The 16,891-nt window shown below is 68.2% G+C and carries 7 protein-coding genes and 1 pseudogene; all 8 read left to right on the top strand.

Annotated features, from left to right (window positions below; translation table 11 throughout):
• Positions 1-6 precede the first annotated feature (6 nt).
• Positions 7-807, top strand: coding sequence for an endonuclease I family protein (locus ABD981_RS01860; RefSeq protein WP_046905804.1), 801 nt, complete (start codon positions 7-9; stop codon positions 805-807).
• Between the two features lie 156 nt (positions 808-963).
• A pseudogene (locus ABD981_RS01855) lies at positions 964-1,245 on the top strand (AMP-binding protein); the annotation flags it as partial.
• A gap of 68 nt (positions 1,246-1,313) precedes the next feature.
• Positions 1,314-1,487 (top strand): hypothetical protein, encoded by a 174-nt coding sequence (locus ABD981_RS01850; protein ID WP_345527593.1) that lies wholly within the window; start codon positions 1,314-1,316, stop codon positions 1,485-1,487.
• 87 nt (positions 1,488-1,574) lie between these two features.
• Positions 1,575-1,832, top strand: coding sequence for a hypothetical protein (locus tag ABD981_RS01845; RefSeq protein ID WP_345527592.1), 258 nt, complete (start codon positions 1,575-1,577; stop codon positions 1,830-1,832).
• 173 nt (positions 1,833-2,005) lie between these two features.
• Positions 2,006-2,242, top strand: a complete 237-nt coding sequence (locus ABD981_RS01840; protein ID WP_345527557.1) for a hypothetical protein — start codon at positions 2,006-2,008, stop codon at positions 2,240-2,242.
• A 6,761-nt stretch (positions 2,243-9,003) separates the two neighbouring features.
• A complete protein-coding gene (locus tag ABD981_RS01835; protein ID WP_345527590.1) occupies positions 9,004-9,246 on the top strand; it encodes a lyase family protein in 243 nt (80 codons plus the stop codon).
• A 213-nt stretch (positions 9,247-9,459) separates the two neighbouring features.
• Positions 9,460-9,672 carry a lyase family protein gene (locus ABD981_RS01830; protein WP_345527588.1) on the top strand — a complete coding sequence of 71 codons (213 nt, stop codon included), beginning with the start codon at positions 9,460-9,462 and terminating at the stop codon, positions 9,670-9,672.
• A gap of 4,906 nt (positions 9,673-14,578) precedes the next feature.
• Entirely contained in the window at positions 14,579-14,791 is a 213-nt protein-coding gene (locus ABD981_RS01825) for a hypothetical protein (protein WP_345527555.1), read from the top strand.
• Positions 14,792-16,891 lie beyond the last annotated feature (2,100 nt).

Below are 16,891 nucleotides of genomic sequence, written 5' to 3'. Positions count from 1 at the left end.
CCCCCCATGTCCGTTGCGCAGATAGGCAGATGGAAGGTGTGGGCAGCGCTGTCCGCCGCCCTCGTCGGCCTCACGCTCCCCACCCTCGCCGCGACCCCGGCGAGCGCCACGACCACCGCGTACGACAGCACGTACTACAAGAACGCGGTCGGCAAGACCGGAACCAGCCTGAAGTCCTCGCTGCACACCATCATCAGCAGCCAGAGCAAGATCTCGTACGACGCGGTCTGGAACGCGCTGAAGGTCACGGACCAGGACCCGAACAACACCGCGAACGTGATCCTGCTCTACAGCGGCACCTCGCGCAGCAAGACCCTCAACGGCGGCGCCGTGGGCAACTGGAACCGCGAGCACGTGTGGGCCCAGTCGCACGGCGACTTCGGCACCGCGGCCGGCCCGGGCACCGACCTGCACCACCTGCGCGCGGCGGACGTCCAGGTCAACAGCATCCGCGGCAACAAGGACTTCGACAACGGCGGCAGCGCGGTCAGCGGCGCGCCGGGCAGCTACACGGACAGCAACTCCTTCGAGCCGCGGGACGCGGACAAGGGCGACGTGGCCCGCATGATCCTGTACATGGCCGTCCGGTACGAGGGGGACGACGCCTGGGCCGACCTGGAGCCCAACGAGTCGACCAGCAACGGCAGCGTCCCCTTCATGGGCCGCCTGTCGATCCTGAAGCAGTGGAACGAGCAGGACCCGCCGAGCGCGTTCGAGGAACGGCGCAACGACGTCATCTACACCAGCTACCAGGGCAACCGGAACCCGTTCGTCGACCACCCGGAGTGGGTCGAGGCGATCTGGTAACCCCGGATCGGGCGCACGCCGGGCCCCCAGGGTCCGGCGTGTCCGCTTGGACGTTCCACCGAGCCGGTCCGGCATCCCTGGTCCGGACAGCGCATTGCCTCCGGGGGCACGACGGGCCTGGAATGCCCGGGTAACCGGCACCCCCGAAGGAAGCACATGACCTCCCTGCTTGACGGCTGCGAGCCCTGGCCCGAGGAATTCGTCGACCACTACTGGGCCGCCGGGCACTGGCGCGGCAACACGCTCGACAACCTGCTGCGCGGCTGGGCCCTGGACCACGGTCCGCGCACCGCGCTCGTCCACGGCGACACCCGTCTCACGTACGCGGCGCTGAACCGGCGCGCGGACCGCATGGCCGCCGGGCTCCGGCTGCGCGGGCTGCGGCGCGGTCAGCGGGTCGTGGTGCAGCTGCCGAACGTGCCCGAGTTCGTCGTGGCGGTGTTCGCCCTGCTGCGCGCCGGGGTGGTCCCGGTCCTCTGCCCGATGACGCACCGCAGCCCCCGGAGATGTCCCGCCTCGCGCGGCTCACCCAGGCGGTGGGCTACATCGGACCGTCGACGTACGAGGGCTTCGACCACACGGCGATGGCCGCGGAGATCGCCGCCCAGGACCCCTTCCTGCGCCGGGTGTTCACCCTACGAGCCGCCGGGCACCGCCTCCCCCCTACGGCGGCGGCCTGACCACCGACCCGGCGGGCTGCCACTACAGTCCGACTGGACTCGATCGACGCCCCGCCCGAGCCGGCGCTCGCGCAGGGCGCGGACCAGGTGGCGCTGCTCCTGCCGTCGGGCGACCGGCTGGTGCCGCGCACCCACGACGACTACGCCTACCAGGCGCGGGCCGCCGCCGAGCTGGTGGCGCTGACGCGGGACGACGTGTACCTGGCCGCGCTCCCCGCCTCGTCCAACTTCGCCTTCGGCTGCCCCGGCATCCTGGGCACCCTCACCGCGGGCGGCAACCGTCGTGCTGACCGACACCGCGGACGCCGGCGGAGTGCCTGCCGGTCATCGCGCGGGAGCGGGTGACCGTGACGTCGGTGACCCCGTCCATCGCCCCGGAGCTGGCTCGACGCGCACTCCTCGTCCGCGGACCGCCGCCGACCTGAGCAGCCTGCGCCTCGTCCAGATCGGCGGGGCCCCGCTGCCCCCGGCCGACGGCCGAGCGCGTGGCCCCTCGAACTGGCCTGCCGCCTGCAGCAGTGTTCGACCTGCCCGAGGGCGTCCTCGTCCTCACCCGCCCCGACGACCCGGACGAGACCGTGCTCACCTCGCACGGCCGCCCGCTCTCCCCCGACGACCGGCTCCGCATCGTCGGCGCCGACGGCGAGGACGTCGGCCGATACGGCACCCCCGACACGCGTGGCCGTGGGTGCAGTCGGCAACGTCCTTCGCCGTCGGCGCGCAGACTGATGCGGAGCCACGGTCGTCAGGGGTGAGAGCGGGCTGGCCGTGCGTAGGTGAGCACGCGTCTCGTCAGCGGTCGTCGGCGGTGAGTGACGAGCGCATCGGCAGGACGAACACCTGCTGCAGGCGGCAGTTCCAGTCGGGGCCACGCGCTCGGCCGTCCCAGCGGCCTGGGGCAGCGGCGGGCCCGTCCGATCTGGACACGAGCGCAGGCTGCTCAGTCGGCGTGGCATGTGGCTCACCGGACGAGGAGATGCGCGTCAGACCAGCTCCGGGCGAATGGACTGACAGAAACAGACGCGCGGTGCACCCGACTCCCGCACTGCGTATGACCGGCAGGCATCTCCGACCTGGGTCCGCGGTGGACAGATGTCGCAGGACACGACGGTGCCCTGTTATTCCGCGACGGCTGAGGGATAGCCCAGGATGACGGGGCAGCGCGAAGGCCAGAAGTTGGACCGACGGCGGGCTCAGTAACAAAGCGAGAGACGCGGCACAGGTACACGTCTCGTTCACGCGCACTACGTTTGCGAGCTGCCACCAGCTCGGCGCTGGCCGCCGCGCCTGTAGAGGCGTCTCAGCTCGTGCACAGTGTGTCTACGCTCCAAGTGTCCGACCTAATCAATGGCACAGCCGGTCGCACGACGGACCTAGGAGCAGCGCTCCTGGTCCGACGTCCACCTGCGCGAAGCCGCCGGCTCGGGCGGGCGTCAGATCGAGTCCAGCGCACTGTAGTGGTCCGCCCGTTTCTCGGTCGGTGGTCAGGCCGCCGCGTCAGGGAGAAGTGCGAGGCGTGCCGGCGGCTCGTAGGTGGAACACACGGCGCAGGAAGGTGGTCACCATGCGGCGATTCTCCGCGGCCATCGCCGTGTGTGTCGAAATAGCCCTCGTACGTACGGACGGTCCGATATGTAGCACACCGCCTGTTGGAGTGAGCCGCGCGGAGGCGAGCGACAATCTCGGCGAGGTGCGGGGACGTACAGTACACGTAGGCAGAGGCCCGGGACGCCACCCGGCGCGCAGCAGGGCGAACACCGCACACGTGACGAACTCGAGGGGCCACGTTGCGTGGGCAGCTGCACCACGACCCGCTGACGCGCAAGCCGCGCCGCGGCGAGACCACGGAGCCGGCTGCATGGCCATTTATGACAACGACGAGGGTCCGTGCGGCGCCGCGGTATCGCAGCCGTGCGTAACGTGAGCGAGGTGTCCGCCGAGGGACGACGAACCGCGAGTGCGCGGACCGTGGTCCAGGCTCGCCGCGACAGTCAGCGTTGTCGAGCGTAGTTGCCGTCCTGCCAGTGCCTCGCGGCCCAGTAGTGTGTCAGACGAATTCCTCGGCCACAGGGCTCGCGCAGCAGTCACGAGGCAGGGACTGAGTCATGTGCTTCCTGATTGGGGCCGGTGCCGGATTTAAACACGCCGGCATTCCAGCCCGGTCGTGCCCACCGGAGCAATGCGCTGTCCGCGACAGGATGCCGGACCCGGCTCGGATGGAACGTCCACGCGGACACGCCGGACCCTGGCGGGCCGACCGTGCGCCCGAATCCGCGAGTGGTGCCAGATCGCCTCGACGCCTCACACGGTGGTCTGACGAACGGTTCGGTTGCCGATGGTAGCTGGTGTAGATGATCGTCGTTGCGCGCGTTCCTCGAACGCGCTACGGTGACGTGTCCTGCTATATCGTTCCACTGACATTTCAGGATCGGACAGGCGGTCCACTGAAGATCGCTGCCGTTGTCTGCGTCGAGACCTCTCGTTGGCTCCACGGTCGGACCAGGCGTCGTCGTGCCCCCTCGTAGCCGGATACGGCCATGCTCACAAGAGATCATGCGGAGGCCACTGTCGCCCTTGTCCGCTGTCCGCGGCTTCGAAGGAGTTGCGTGTCGACGTGTAGCTGACCGGCGCGCCGCGCTGACCCGCGCTGCCGCCGTTCGTCACGAAGTCCTTCTTGTTGCCTTGCGATGCGTCGTCGACTCTTTGATTTCGGACGTGACGTCGCCGCGCGCAGTGGTGCAGGTGTCCGTGCCCGGGCCGGCCGCATTGGTGCCGAGCGCGCCCGGTCTAGCGTGCGACTGGAGGCCCACACGTGCTCGCGTTCGTTTATCAGTTGCTCACGGCGACCGCTCGTGTTGAGTCCTTTGCTGCGCGCAGGTGCCACGACTGTCGCGCTAGGATCACGTTACGCGTGGGGAGGTTGTTCGTAGAAGTCTGTCCGTGACTCTCAAGCGCGTTCACAGACGGCGTCGTATCGTACGATATTGTTCTCCGAGATCTTGCTCTGCTGCGAGGATGGAGGTGTGCAGCGAGGACATTCAGGCTGCGCTTACGTCTTGTCCCGGACCGTCGTTCTTAGTGTACTACTGTGCTGGTCGTACGCGGTGGGCAGTGCGCTCGACGGGGTCGCGCGCGAGGCGGGGAGCCTGTGAGGCCGGACGAGCGGCGCGGGACAGCGCTGCCCACACTTCCATCTGACCTAGCTGCGCAAGCGGACCTGGGGGTCCTTTCTCGGGCGGTGAGTTGCATAGCCGTCAGATGGTCGTCGCGGCGACGTGGGCGTCAGCTCCACGGTCTTAGCAGCGCGGCAAAAGGGTGTCGTCGAGGACGAAGGAGGTCTGGAGGGTGGAGGCCTCCGTGCCGTCGACGTGAACTCAGCGTCACGGCTCCAGATGCCTCGCGTACCCGGCCAGCTGAAGAGAGCGCTGGACGTACCGCGTCGACGCGTGGGCAAAACGGTTGGAGTAGGGTCCGCTGAGCGTCGACAGCACGTGCCGCCGCTGTCGAGGACCTGGACCTTCGCGGTCGTAATGCGGTCAGTCGTTGTGGTCTCGGCCGTGCGATGTCGGGTTTGGAATGGTTTGAGGGCGGCCGTCGGTGTAGACGCCTGGGATCGTCCCGTCTGGCGAGCGTGTCGGTTGTTGGTCGGAGTGGCCGTTAACCTCTCGGCCATGACTTGGAGTAGCTCGGTTGGGCCGGGCCCCGGTGTCGAATGATAATGAATCGACCGAGACGAGGCGGTCCAGGACAGTGTCATGTCGCCCGACCTCGACAGCCCGGGTTGACAGCGATGCAAAGTGGCCGGCGGTGCAGGTGCTCGCCAAACCCGACGCCCACGCACGGTGGTCGCAGTCAGAACAGCCAAGTCGGTGAGGCCGTGAGGCGAGCGCGCGTCGTCCCACGGCATAGGCCGGTACGTTCCCAGCCGTCGACATTAAAGCGTGTTGCCGGAAACATGGCAACACAGGTGCGTCGTAGACAGGCGCAGAGAGCACTGTCGACCCAACACGGCGACGGCGCACACGCGCTCCCCTCCGCACGAAGGCGCTGGTCGCGAAAGCAGAAACGCGCCAGCTCGTCACGGGGGGAGGAGGAGCCGAGTGCGGTAGACCAGTACTCGCGACGGCATTGCGGGTGTTGTCGGCCGCCTTTCGAGGTGGTCGGTGCCAACTGGTCTCGCCACGGGCTAGAGGTAAGTGATGGCGGCCGGTTCAAACCGTCTGCCGAGGTGCCGCTTCACGGGACGGGGCCTCCGGCGGTATTTTTCAGTCGGGCGATCGCCCGGGGTTCGTCCGTGCGCACACCGTGACGTGGGTGTTCTAAAGGGGGCTGTGTAGAAGCACAGAACGGGCCCGTCGTCGTCACCGACGCCGTTTGTCCCCATCAGGTAGGCTGTTGATATGATCTCCAGGCGCGTCCCCAGCCGTCGTCTGTTTATGGCGGTCGGCTGTTCGCGCAGTCACTAGGTCGGGAGATCGACGGAAAACCAGGCCAGAGAAGCCGTTCTGGGCACGAAGGTCTAGCCCGACCCTACCCTCCCCAACGTGCGGTTCTTACTCGCTCGCGTGAGACCGCAACGTCGGACCGTCCGGGCTGAAGCACGAAAGGTGTCGAAGTCATGCAGGCAGTGGGCGGCGGTCGTGCCGTACAGTGCAATGGTGCCGCCCGATGGCAGCGTATGAGCGCGTGAAGCCCGGCCGGGTCCGCTGCAATATGAAGTGCACGCACCAGGCCGAGATGGGCCCGGTCCAGGATTCGGTACTGCCGAGGGGGAGGGGCGTTTTGGGGACGGGGGTCGGGCTGGTCGGTGCCGATGATCCAGTCGGCTGAGTTCGGACCGGTATACAGACCTTGGAGTTGTTCGAACAGCAACAGAGCAGCGGGGCGGCGGCGTTTCCGTGACTGTGCCTGGCGTAGGCGCGGCGGCAGGGCCGCGGACCGCGACGAGGGTGACGAGGGCGGTCAGGGCGGCGAAGCGGCGGCGGGTGGGACCTTGTTGAGTCCGAGCATAGTATTAAGACTCGTGTAGGGGTGATGAGGCGCGTGGCGGATAAGGCGGTGGTGCAGGGCAGGCCCACTTATCGCGCAGCACGTAGAACGTAGGGGACACAGGACCGTCCACCGTCACGCGTCGATGAACGCGCTACATAGACCAGAATCCCGCACAGGAATGCCGTTGCTCCGGGCGGAATTGGATTCAGTATGTCAGGTCAGCGGTCGACAGGGGAGGCGCCTTGGGCTTCTTTGACCCGCTTCATGATGATATGGGAGTTCACCTCCGTGCCCCCGCCAGGGTGGTCAGCCGCTCGATCCACAGGAAGCTGTACGCGCGAGGTCCGCGACCTCGATCGCAGCAGGCAGACGGGGCTGCCGAAGGAGGCGGTAAGACCTCGATGACGTCGGGGATGTCCATGCAGCGGCCTCCTCGAACGGATCGACCGTCTCCCGGTCTCGCTTCACTTCGACCGATACAGGACTCGAAAGCTCCGGCCGTACGGGGGGCGGGTCGATGACGCCCTTGGGTACCCTGGATCAGGCCGTCCTGTTCCAGGGCGGACCGCGGCGCATGCAGGGCGAGGGGTGAGGCCGATCCGCTTTGGCGAGCTCATGGTTGTGTTCAAGCCGGCCTCTTTCTGGAGCTCTGCGCAAGTCTGGAGATCGGATTGGCGCGTCCATGGCGCAATTATTCACCACGGAGTCTGATTCAGGGTAGAGAAATCGCAATCGGCCTTGCTTGGGCGATTGGCCATCGTTGGGCGTTTTCAGGAAAGGTGCGCGTATCACGTGGTCATGAAGTGGGACGCGCGGACGCAAAGGCCTCGCGCATCGTATGTGATCAGCACCGGGCGGGCACCATCGCGAGCCGTGGACGGGAGCGATACGCCGCCGGAAGCCTCCGGTGACGGACGTTCGTGCCACCGCTGGCGTTCCGACGCCGTGGAGTCGAGGTCATCGACCTCTTAAAACGTCAACAGCTCCCGGATGACACCGACGCCAGCTCGCGTGCTGCGGCGGGTCGAGAGACGCTCGCCGACCCCGGTCGTCTACGGGCCACATCTTCGTCACGCACGGGACCGACACGCTGGAGGAGTCCGCTTCTTCTGGACCTCACCACTCCGACCCGCGCCCGTAGTTCTTACCGGAGGCACCAAGCGGCCTTATCGGCACCGGCGACGGCGGCGGGTGCCTCGGTAACTTACGCGCGTCCAGGTCGGCCCGCCACCGTGCGCGGCCTCGGAGTCCTCGTAGTCTTCGACGGCCTGGTCCACGCGGCCCCGCTCCTGGCATCCGTCAGTACACAAGACTGGCCGCCGACCCGTTCGAGATCCCCTCCGGCGGATCGGGGGGGGGCTCGGCTCGGCTTCGGCAGGTCGACATCGAGCGCGTGAGCCCGTGCGGCCGGCGCCGCTGCCCGTGCCCGCCGCGGGCGGCCCGTGCCCCGCTTCGACATCGGTTGACACCACTCCGACGCCGATCCGCTGCTCGCCTTGAAACGCTGGCCGTCGCCGCCGGGGCCCGGGGCGTCGGTTCCTCGTCGGGACCGGTGCGGGCAACGGCCACGCCGAGATAGCCCCGGCCGTCCCGACGCGGGTGTCAAGGGCGTCCTCGTGGTCCTGTCCACGCGCGTCGCGTCCGGTTTCGGTCGCGGAGGTCTACACGGGCGGCGGTGAGTCGTCGATCTGCGGTCTGCCGCCGCCGGTTGCGGTGGCTCGCCGGGACGCTGCGTCCCGGGCTAGGCGCCGAATCGCGCGCTGGCCGCGCTGCTGGCCGACGTTCCCTCGCCCGAGACGCGTACGGCTTCTTGCCCTGGGACAGCTGCTCGAAGGGCCGGTGCGGTCGGAAGTTCGCTTGCTCGCCGCCGTCACGAGCTCCACTGACGTTCGCTGTGGCTGCGCGTACGGACACGCAAGGGTCCATCACGATGGGCGGCGTTCGCGCTGTCCCGGGGGGCGAGACGGGGTCCGGGGCCTCCGCGGGGTCAGGGGTGTCCGGACCGCGACCCTTCCACCTCGTCCGCCGGTACGGGCGCCGCCACGTCAGGACACCCTGCCCCGCTCCGACCCCGGACCCCTCCCCGCCGCGTACCCACCCTCCCTCCCCGTCGCGAAGGCGCCGTGATCCCTCTCCGTCGCGTCCGTCCGCCGTGAGCAAGACCTGCTGGGGTGACGGATGTCCCCGCCGAGGCCTATGGGGTGGTGCATTACGCTGCGCGGGGCTCGGGGAGAACTTCGCCATCACGGGTGTGCCGATTTCGGTCTATCCGCTGCTCATCGACGCGCTCGCCGGCTCGTTGAAGGAACCGCCGCCCTCGCCAACGAGGAGCTCGGCTGCTCCCGCGGAGAAGGCCCGCGCCATCGTCGCCGCCTGCCGCGAGATCCGGGGCGGGCGCGCTGCACGAGGAGTTCGTCGTGGGACGTCGTCCCAGGCGGCGCCGGGACCTCCACCAACATGAAACGCCAACGAGGTCGTCGCCAACCGGCCTGAGTGATGGGCGCGAGAAGGGCGACTACGCGCGCTGCACCCCAACGAGGACGTCAACTCGGGCAGTCGGACCAACGACGTCTACCCGACCGCCATCCGGATCGCCGCCATCGGCGCGGGGGGGCGCGAGCTGTTGCGGGCGATGGCCTGTGCTCCAGGACGCCTTCGCCGAGAAGGCCGTCCGAGTTCGGGCAGGCGTGGTCAGATGGGGCGCACCCAGCTCCAGGCGCGGTGTCCCATGACCCTGGGCCAAGGAGTTTCTACCATCGTAAGATAGGGGTGATGGCTGGAGGAAGGACCGGGGGCGGCTGGCCGTAGGCGATCGAGCTGATTCCACGAGATCAATCTCTGGGGGCCAGGCCACTCAGTGGGACCGGGCTCAACCGCTCGAGCGCGCCCGGCTACGCTGAGACCGCCCGGCGGCATCTCGCCGGGCTGACCGGTCTGCCCCTGGTGACCTCGCCAACCTTGGTCGAGGCCACCCAGGGGACTGCGGCGCCTTCGTGAGCTACTCACGCGGTCCTCAGCGGATCGCCGTGAAGCTCTCCAAGACCTGCAACGACTGCGGCTCCTGTCTGCGGGGCCGCGCGCGGGCTTCGGCGAGATCAACCTGCCGCCCGTGCAGGCCGGTTCGAGCATCATGCCGGGCACAAGGTCAAACGGTGATCCCCGATGTCGTTCAACCAGGTCGCCTTCGAGGTGATCACGGCAACGACAGATGACCATCACGATGGCGGCCGAGGGCGGTCAGCTGCAGCTCAACGCCTTCGAGCCGGTCATCTCTCCACGCGCGTCGAAGAGCATGATCGCTGTCGGGCGGCCTGTCTGACGCTGGCCGAGCGCGTGTCACGGGGCATCCGTACCGCAGACGTCGAGATTGGACCCTGTGCTGCGCGTATGCGTCGAGGCAAATAAAAAAGCTTTCTGGGATTGTAGGCGAGTCCGCCAATAACCCTGCGACATGGGCTACACCGCGGCCAAGGGCGTTAGCCAAGGAGGTCGCTGGGACCTGGCCGCTCAGAGGGTGCGGAAAATCGTACCTCGAGAAGGGGCTGCTCCCGCCGATCGGATCGCGGAGCTCTTCAACCACCGATACCTTACGGGTACGGAGCGGCGGGCGTGATGGATGTGTCTGAGCCGGGTCTCGGGCGGTAGGCCTTGAGGATCGCCGAAGTGTAAGTCCCCGGTGCCCAGGGTGCCTATCAGGCGCAGCAGAGAAGGCGGAGGGAGTTCGGTGCCCGGGGCGCCCGACAGGTCGCGCGAGGTCGACGGATCGGGCGGCGGCCAGCCGAAGGAGGCCAGCAGCTGCGGGATCCGGTCAGCTTGGATCCTCGTCGTCCCCGCAGACGAAGACGACGTGGTCACCGGGGGACCGGCGGGCTGCTCCACCACAACGTGTTCGTCATGGTTTTGAGGGTCTTTACGACGCGCGGCCTGGGAAAGGGCGCTGGATTCTGCTCGGCGAGGTGCCGCCGTCCGGGGTCGCCAGCGGGGGGGAAGCCGGCGAGAAGTCCAGGGGGTTGGGACACGTCGAGACGACCTTGCCGTCCAGGTTCTCTCACCCGCCGCCTCCAGGTGCGGACAGTCGGACACCAGGCGGCGGTGGCGTGGACCACCAGTCGGCCCGGCGGGCCGCCGCGGCGAACGTGCTTGTCGCCGAGTCGTTTCCGCGGCCAAGGGCCGTCGCGGCCGGCGTGGTCGGCGGACTGGAGCCGAGCGTCACGTAGTGGCCGGAGGCGACACAAGCTTGCGTCGCGAGCTGCCGGCCCACATAACGGTGCTAGTACGGCGCTTCATGCGTCGTGTGCTCCTTCGTGCATAGGGAACTCGGGCACGACGGTATGTCTGGTGCGGCTGTTGCGCTTGTGTTTCGATTTGGGTTCAAGGTAGTGTCGGACAAAGACACATTCATATGAGTATCAGTACGAATTATGTATGGAGGCTGTCTATGCAGGCGTCGTCACGCTCCGAGCTCCTCACCACGAAGCCGCGTAGTTCCTTCGACGGAGCGGCCGCCTGGCAGGAGATCGTGGGCCGTTGGGCAGAGGGCGCCCGCCGGTTACGGGAGGTTTAGGCTGGCGACTGGCGGCGGCTGCTGTCCGTCCCGGTGGACTGGGCTCGTCGCGGACGGCTGGACGCGATGCGGCCCGCCACGCCCGCGAAGCGGGCCGCTCCCCGGCAGGGCTCGGCGGCGATCCTGCCCGACGTGTTTGGCTGGACACACATGGCGCCGCATGCGGGCAGCCCCTTGACGTTGCTGGCCTCGGGTCCATCTCGCCAGGCCGGGAGGGTCCTGACGGAGTGGGGGCTGGCAGGAACACCCCGTGTACAGAGTGGGCGCGACGTCCGCGGGGCCGCGCTGTGTCTGCGGGGCCTGCTGCCGCCAACGGGCTCGGACACGGGTCGGCGCCCCAACATTGAACGGGCGGGGGCGGTTGGAGATGTCGAAGGAGATCCGCTCTGCCGTTGCACCGACGCCGTGGAAGACGGAGGACCTTCATCGGCCCATGTAGTGGCTTGGAACCACCGCGCCCCGGCGAACACTCGGAGCCGCCGGCGTCGACGCAGATCGCACCACTGGTGGACGCCACGATCACCCGCGGCGGAGCCCTGGGGCGGGCCGTTAACCGGCCGTGTCCTCCGGATCATGACCGTGCCGCCCCGGTCACCCCGAGGTCAGCGCACTCGGCAGCGGTCGACCAGCGCGGGGCCGCCGGGTTGCCGGAGCGGAGTCCAGCAGCCCCGCCTGTGATACGGCGGGGGCGCCGCCTCAGCGCGCCCGTCTCACGTACGCGTACCAATAGGCGGCGTGGATCGGAGTCCGGCAGCCTGCTGTCCCACTGCTCGTCGAAAGCGCTGGTACTTCATAGTAGGTTGTACGCCAGGGAGACCCTGGCACGGCAGGCAGTCCTCCGTGGCGAGGGACCAGCGTGCCCGAAGACAGAAGACCGCGCCACGTCGTAGGCCCCAAAGTACCAGCCGCCGCCTCGGCATCCCGCAGCGTGTTAAAAAGATACCGAGGGACGTACCCGCATCAGGACCTCCTCGCACGGCCGCCGTTTCGTACCCCACACGGCACCGTCGTCTTCATCTCGCGCAGCGCCCGCTTGCCGATCAGCCTGCCGACGAGCAGCTTGCGGTATAGAAGGTTCTGTTGGAGGTCGTCGGTAGTCGACCCATCTGCCCCGGCCGGCCCGCCCAACGACAATACGGGTAACAGGATAACGTCGCTTCGTAGCCCCGCAGCGGGCGATCAGGCCGAAGAAGGACATGCGTACATGCGCGCGGTGGGACGGCCCCTTGAGGGACGGCGAGGACGGGTTAGTACGTGTGGCGCAGCCGAGCCGGACGGAAAGATCACGTAGGCACCGGGTGATGTAGGCCTCCGGGGCGCGTCCTGTCCGGTGACCTTCTCAGGAGCAGCCCGGCCCAGATGTAGTTGGTGTTTGTTTGGAGTAGACTCAAAAACAAGCCGCGGCTGTCCACTGCGAGCCCGAACAAGCGAGTGGACTAAGAAAGGCGCAGGGTCGATGACCGGGCATGCGAGCGTCCTCGGGAGGTCGGATGCGTCCAGCAGCAACACTCAACAGTTGAACAATAGTTATGCAAGAGACTTGTCGAGCGTAGGCGCCACCGGGTTCCTACCAGTGGATGCCCGTTGGAACTGACGGACAAGGACGTTAATCCAGTCGCCGAGCCGACTACAGATGTGGACTTGTAGCAGCAAATACGGGACGTTACCCTGCGCCAGCGCTCGCCCCGGCCCGAGCCAGCGTGCGAACCCACCTAATGTAGCACTCGTGATGCGACGGGCTCAGTCCAGGTTCGATCCGAGCCACACGCACGCTCCACCGGGCTGGAGGGACGGCCAAGGCCCGGTGAAGACTCTTTGTTGATAACTGTCGATCGGTGCTCAGGCCCGGGGCCACGGACGCACGGTCGCCGATGCGGGACCGAGGCCGAACGTCCAGCACGCCCCGTCAGCTCCCGCTGCCGTCCGACTCCGCGGACTCAGAGGTATGCAAGGACCGACACATCCCGCGTCGCGGAAAGTCGTCGAGCGACGACTCCGCAGCGCATCGCGGTCCACGGGCGGGACGGCTGGTACTCGGATGCTGGAAGGCCGCACAGGAAGCCGCACACGAGGACGCTGGTCGTCACGCTGTATGAGACACACGCAACACGTACAGCAGGCGTCAAGAGGAACTCCGTTACGTGGCTCAGGCCGCTCGCTGGGCTGAAGGCACGGCCCAGGGTACAGAGGCCAAGCAAGCCGTAGGCGAGTAACTGCACGGCGGGACGAGTTAGACGAGTCGATAAAGAAGGGCACAAGGGAGACAAACTGCGAAAGATTTCCGGATATCAAGCTCCGCTCTGTTTACGAACGATCTCTGCAGCCTAGCACCACAGCGGGATCCCCGAGCCGCGCGCGAGAGCCACCGTCCATCCTATCCGCCGTCCGACCCTGCTACGCGAATGTTCCGTTGTAATGAGTATCCTCGACGGCGACTACCGTATCACCCGGACGAGCACGGGCATCGGAAGAGCATGACGTTCCGGGACTAACCTGGGTGTGATATACTGGGACAGAGGACGGTCTGACCAGGCGACTAGTCCTACCACGGGAGACGAATGATCCTCGGCAGAGGGACCCACGATTGCCACAGTGTACCCCTACCCCTATCCGTCGGGCCCACAGAGCCTTCCTGACTGCCGTGTCCCGCGTTCGACGTAACCGGGCCAGGAAGGCGGAACAATGTAAGAGACATGTACTTCACCGACACGAGCCGAGCAAGCGGGAGGCCGCCGGCTCGGGCCCGGCACCCAAGGATCACCGGTCGCTAGGGGACAGGACGGTCGTCCTGGGATCGCCCAGCGAGAGGAAGCGCCCGTCGCCGCCGATGGTCGCCGACGCGCATACTGACGCGCGCCCCTCGAACATCTGCCTCGTCCGCAAGACTCGGCGTGACCAGTATACCAGGCCGTGAGCTCGCCATGGGGGCGATCGGGCAATGCCTTACGAATTGAGAGCGGACGGCAGTCACGCGGTCCTCAAACGACTCAAGGTACCGTCTCCGGACGCCCCGGTGTCTCCCGCCCCCCCCCGTCCACCAGGCCCTGGCCGAAAGGGTGGAGACGCTGGAACGGGCCGTACGTGAGAGCGGACCGGCACGCTACGCGGCGGCCCCGGCGCCGCAGACCCCGTGGCAGCATCGCGTCGTCGGGACGACGCGGGCGCGCCAACCGGAGCCATACGCGCCTCGCCGACCTGCCAGGTCGTACGGGTAACACGGGGCGCCGCCTCGCCAGGATCCGTGACTCGCGCGTGCCGGGTTCGCGCAGCACGAATGTGGTCGCGCGCGCGGGGGCGCGGCGACGAGAGTACAGCGTGCGCGTAACCCCAGACTCTTCTACGCGATCGGGGGCAGTTATACACGACTTCTCAGGACCAGGACGAGGAGGCGTCGCGGTGTGCTGCGCGGTGCGCGCCGGGATGGCGGGCGCGGCGACGGGGTGGGGGTACGCGGAGGACGCCGAGGTGCGCATCATCGCTGTCGGGGATGAGGTTGGCCGGCGACGGCTCGACGTTCCCCGACGGGCCCAGGGACGTGCTGTTCGCGACGGTCACTGCTGGCAGGCAGCCAGGCACAGCGCCCCGAAACCTGGCGTCAGCCGCCCGCGCCCTGAACCGGGGGGCGGCCTCCGGCACGCTCCTGTTCGACCTGCTCACCGAGGCCGAGGCGGCCGACCGCGCCAAGTGCTTCGACACCGCTGCTCGCGTCGGCGGCTCGGCAGTCGAGGCGATCTGGCTCACAGGCTAGGTACGGTGCGGGCGCCCTGAGCACGGGGTTTACTTCGTGAGCCAGTTGATTGTACGGGATGCAGCGGAGTCCGCGCTGTGGGCCGCCGCGAACGGACGACTGGGTAGTGTGGCCGCGGTTTTTGGGTCTCAGGTTGGCGGGCGCCCCGACCTCGCGGAAGCGAGCGGCTGCCCGGAGGTGACGGCGCCCACCTGCTGATGTCGGCGGAGCGCGGACCCCTGGTCCTCGATCTTCAACGTGAGGGGCCCAGCGAGGGTGCCGTTGTCGCTGCGAGCACCGGCTCGTCACCTGCCGGCGCGGGGGCATCCTCTTCGAGGAGCCGGGACAGTTGGAGACGGTGTGGCGAGCTGGCGGCGGGGTGGTTCGCCGAGGGCTCTGAGCCCCCGCACGGAGGTGCCTCAGCCGGGGGCCGCCGACGATGCGGTCGACGGGCGCGGCGATTGAGCTGTTTTCGCGCTTCCTACCCGGTTAGAAGACGTAGGGGGAGCGGAGCTGTTCGACGAGTCAGCCAGTTGAATGGCCAGGGGATCAGCAGTTTGGGGGGGGGGGGGTGGACGGGCGGTTGCGTCGCCGGGGAGACCCGAGGGCCTCGTGTTTAGGCGACGTTGGCCTCGACGTCGGCGCGGATCCGCTCGGTGAGCAGATGGCGCAGCTCCGGAGCGCAGGGTGTCGCCTCCAGGCGCAGTTCCAGGAGGGCGAGTGGGTTAGGCGGTGCGGAGGCGATGACCGGGTCCGACGAGATCCTTCATCAGCACGGTGTTACGTGGCGAGGTCCGGTGCTCGCCGTCCCGCCGCTCGTATGGTCGGCTCGCCGGCCTGGAGCGCGCTCGTTGGACCCGGGCGCCCGCCTGTGAGTCAGCAGGTCGTCGCGGTTGGCGAAGTAGTTGGACGCTTTGGGGGTGCCGGGCTGTGGTTCAGTGCGGGCTGCGGTGTCCAGCCGTCGCGGAGGTGGTTAGGTGAGGGCGCCTCGGGCCCCATCGTGGGGAGCACCTCGGATGTGGCGGGCGTTCGACGAGCGCCGAGCTGGGCGTGCTCGGGGTTGCTGCGGTCCTGACTGTGTGTCACCCCTGTCGTCCGGCCGTCGCGCGTACTCCAGGGAGAGTACTAGCGCCTGGAGTGGATCGAGGGTCCGGGCGGAGGGTCCGAGGTAAGTACCGGCCGAGGGCTGCGCGGCCAGGAGGTTGCAGCATGGGCGAGCCGTCGTGCCGTATGCCCGCCGCTCCCGACCCTCCCAGGGCGGCGCCCAGCGGCCTGCGTGCCTTGCCCGCCGTACGGATCTGCCGGACCACCTCGGCGATCCGGTCCATGCGGGTAGCCGCGCCGCGCCTCAGGATGGTGCGCCAGCTCGGCGTCGCGGACGTCGGCCGGCCGTAGACCGCGGTGGCCGGGTGGCGGTCGTCCCGCGCTGGGGGCGAGGATCCCGGCCCCCCTCCCAGGTTGCGCAGGAGGGGTCGCCCGGGTGACGCGTGAGCCGGCGCGGCGAGGCTCGCCGACCGTCGGCGGGTGTCCGGCCCGGCGCGGGGCGCTCGGCCGGAGGTGGCACAGCAGGTTGCTCCACGGCCGCGAGCCACCGCGTCGAGGGTCTCCCGGTCGCGGAGCGACATGGGCGTGCTGGCCCCGGTCGACGGCGGTCAGGGCGGCGTCGAGCGCGCCCGAGTTGCAGCGCGTTTATGATCCGGCCGCCGGTGGCGTGCCCGTACGCCCGGACGAGGGCGAGATAGCGTCGAGCGCCGCCGGCCGTGGGTCTCGGTGAGACCGGGTAACCGCTGGGGGTGCGCGCCGGGGGCGGGAGGCAGCCGTCGGCCTCGTAGTTGCGGACCGCCTGGGTGAGATGCCGTGCCGGCGGGCCAGGTCGGTGGTACGCACGATGCTCTTGTTTTGAGACTTTGGCGGACACGGTCGGCGCTGAATACACGGGCATGCTTCCGTAAAGTCTCCACCGTTCTTTCAAGGATACGGTGGAGGCTCATGAACAGGACTTCCATTGAACTCGTCAACCCTTCCTGCACCGATGTGGCCTGGGCGTAACCACCATCAGGAAACCGCCTTCGGGCGGATCCGCAACACGCTCCTCGCCGGGCTCGCCGACCGCGGCTTCAC

This window comes from Streptomyces showdoensis (assembly GCF_039535475.1).
Lineage (GTDB): Bacteria > Actinomycetota > Actinomycetes > Streptomycetales > Streptomycetaceae > Streptomyces > Streptomyces showdoensis.
This window is presented reverse-complemented; position numbering and strand designations above follow the sequence as displayed.

Bases quoted from the DNA above. Each gene is read 5' to 3' on its own strand.
- ABD981_RS01850 (WP_345527593.1), top strand. From the start codon at position 1,314: ATGTCCCGCCTCGCGCGGCTCACCCAGGCGGTGGGCTACATCGGACCG.
- ABD981_RS01860 (WP_046905804.1), top strand. From the start codon at position 7: ATGTCCGTTGCGCAGATAGGCAGATGGAAGGTGTGGGCAGCGCTGTCC.